The 2,931-nt window shown below is 52.1% G+C and carries 4 protein-coding genes; 1 reads left to right on the top strand and 3 read right to left on the bottom strand.

Annotation, left to right across the window (positions count from 1 at the left end):
* The 3 genes from AC5OW4_RS14930 to AC5OW4_RS14920 form a co-directional block, all read right to left on the bottom strand.
* A partial coding sequence (locus tag AC5OW4_RS14930) for a hypothetical protein (RefSeq protein WP_493677178.1) occupies window positions 1-484 on the bottom strand: 484 nt, incomplete at its 3' end.
* 38 nt (window positions 485-522) lie between these two features.
* A complete protein-coding gene (locus AC5OW4_RS14925; protein ID WP_072685531.1) occupies window positions 523-831 on the bottom strand; it encodes a PTS sugar transporter subunit IIB in 309 nt (102 codons plus the stop codon).
* Entirely contained in the window at window positions 831-1,163 is a 333-nt protein-coding gene (locus AC5OW4_RS14920; RefSeq protein WP_083538651.1) for a PTS lactose/cellobiose transporter subunit IIA, read from the bottom strand. The genes AC5OW4_RS14925 and AC5OW4_RS14920 overlap by 1 nt, the downstream gene beginning before the upstream one ends.
* A 146-nt stretch (window positions 1,164-1,309) precedes the next feature.
* Between AC5OW4_RS14920 and AC5OW4_RS14915 the strand changes: the two genes are divergently transcribed.
* Window positions 1,310-2,931 (top strand): BglG family transcription antiterminator (locus tag AC5OW4_RS14915; RefSeq protein WP_493677177.1); only part of this gene is annotated, 1,622 nt, incomplete at its 3' end.

Genomic DNA, 2,931 nt, shown 5'->3' with positions numbered 1-2,931 from the left:
CTCTTCCGATCTTCACATTGTGATCCTGGCACAGCTTGACAAACCGCACGACCAGATACGAAATGATAAACGCTGAGAACATGCCGGAGTGGCCGAGCCAGGCCGATGGGATCGCGGTGTACAGCTCCGTCGGCGTCAGCAGCAGAAACGACGCGACGGTCAGCGGCACACAGGCCAGCGGTTCGTTCATGCCCAGCCGTTTTGCGTACAAATACGGCAGCACCAGCACGGTGTAAAACGCGATGATGCTTAACGTCCAGCTTTGAGCATTCATAAAGACCATCAGTATCATCGGATTCGCGCCTAAAAATGCCTGCCACCCGCCGACGTCGATAAACGCGAACAGACAGGCAAAGGAACCGATCACCGTGATTGGAAGCAGAACTTGAAGTGCTTCGGCCATGGCGTTCAAGAAGGTCATCTTGTGGACCCATTCCGCCAGCAGTTCAACGAAGCTGGATATTTTTTCCATCAATGTATCCATTGTATTTTCTCCTCTTTTCAAATAAACTCAGTTTTTAGTCAGGACTTGAGATGTTCCAATGCCGTTTTCAATACCTTTTCCCCATTCATCATGCCGTAATCCACCGTGTCGATGACCATGAATTCCACCCCTTTTTCCGCATATTTCGCGTCAAAGGTTTTCTTTTTGAAGCGGACCTGCGGACCTAACAGAACGATGTCCGCCCCGTCGATCAGCTCGTCCAGCTTCGTGTAGGGATAGGCGTTGATCACAGCGTCGATACCCAGCTGCTGCGCGGCGTCCTTCATCCGCTCCGTCAGCAGGCTTGTGCTGGCGCCATGTTCGCAGACAAGAATGATATTGACCATTATTTCACCTCCTCCCCGTCTTTCTGAGCTTGCATTCTGAGCAGCCTTTCGGCAAATTCCCGGCTGATCTCGGCCGCACTCAGATGATTGGACGCGTGGATCAGCATCATCGTCATCGGCAGCGCGGCGGGATCGCGGGCTTCCTCCACCAACAGCTTCGTATGAATTTCATGAGCCTTGACGATCGCTTCATCAGCGACGGCCAGAGCCTGCCGCGCCGCTTCCCAATCGCCGGCTTCCGCGTAATCGAGCGCTTCCATGCAGCTGCTTTTGCCATCCCCGGCATTCGCGATAATCATGCATGAAAGATTGTTTACTTCCTGAATCGTCACGTTTTCTGACCTCCTTGCTTGCACCCTAACTGTAAAGCGCCGCGCGGCCGGATTCAACGTCTGACTTTGCCCGGCCACAGGGCAAAAGCCGGTAAGTACGCGCTGGCGTTCCCTTGTACAATAAATGACAGAAAGGGTTGAATTGTATGGCGAATTTAGACCGCAAGATGCAGATCGTGTCGTTTCTGAACCATCAGACGGGCTGGACGACAACCGCGATGATCGCCCAGCGCTTCGGCTTCAGCGTGCGCAGCGTCAAGTACAGCGTCGCGGAGCTGAACAAGGAATACGGCGCTTTGATTCTTTCCAGCAACAAGGGATATAAAATTGACAAACTGACCGCCGCAAAGATCCTCAGTTTTCTGCCCTCCCAGACAATTCCCGCCAGCTATGAGGAACGCAAGCGCTATATCATCAACACGCTGCTTTTGCAGAACCAGCGGATGTCGATCAGCGATCTGTCGAACAAGCTGTGCATCTCGCCGATCACGCTGCAGAACGAGCTGTCGCGGATGCGTACCGATCTCACACAGTTCCACCTGAATATCCACACGAAAAACGATATGGTTAACATCACCGGTCTGGCCAAGGACAAACGGGCGGTAATCCTGAGCCTGATCAACGAGGAAATCAAAAGTTCCTATTTCAGTCTGGAACGGATTCAGGAAATTTTCACGTCGGTCAGTCTGGCGCGGATCAAGCAGCTGATCTTACAGGTCATGCACAGGTATGAGTATTTTCTGGATGATTACAGCCTGTTGAATTATGTGCTGCATATCGCGCTGACCGTTGAACTGCGCAGTTCCAATCCCGCACGCAAATTTAACGCGTCCCGTCAGGAGCTGGTATCGCACGCCGATATGCTCCGTCTGGCTTCGGCGCATGTCCAGAGCATCGTCAACGATCTGTACGTGCTGCTGAAAGAAAATTATGATACAGATTTCACGTTATATGACTTGTATGAAGCGTCGGTGCTGATGATGACCCGCGCCGTGTCCTCGCAGATGTCTTCGATTACCTACGATCAGATCGGCGCCATTCTGGGCAGCGATCTTCAGAAACTGCTGGACAACATCGTGCAGTCGGTGGAAAACACTTATTGCATTGATCTGAATAATGAAAGCTTTCTGATCAAATTTGCATTTCACTTAAAAAATCTGCTTCTGCGCTTGGAAAACGATATCCAGATCACCAATCTGCAGTTTGAAAGCATCAAGACGGATTATCCGCTGATTTACGCGATTTCAGTGCATATTTCCAACGTCATCTATCAATTCACCGGCCACGTCCTGCCGGAAGACGAAATCGCCTACATCACGCTGCACATCGGCGTGCTGATGGAGGAAACGCGGGCTAAAAGCGACAAGATCAGTTGTCTGGTGCTGTGCAACGATTATCAACAGATCGGCCAGCGCCTGATCAAAAAATTATCCGCCATCTTCTCGGAAAGTTTGTTGATCAGCGACGTGCTGACCCACACCGCCCTGCCTCAGCCGCTACCGCCGGCCGATCTGGTGCTGTCCACCGCACCGTGCGAGCTGCAGCCCCAGCCGCTGGGCTTCGTTCAGATCGACCAGTTTCTGTCGGAGAAGGATATCCGCCGGATCTTCGAGCTGATCGACGAGATCAAAAAGCGGAAGATGAAAGATTTCATCCGCGAGAAAATCCTGTATTTCTTCCATCCGGATTTGTTTTTCTCATGCCGTCAGTTTGCCACCCATACCGATGCGGTCGAGGTCATGTGCGCGGCGATGACGGCTGGCGGCTA

This window comes from Holdemania sp. (assembly GCF_986127675.1).
The sequence above is the reverse complement of the archived record's forward strand: the minus strand, read 5'-3'. Positions and strand labels throughout refer to the sequence as shown.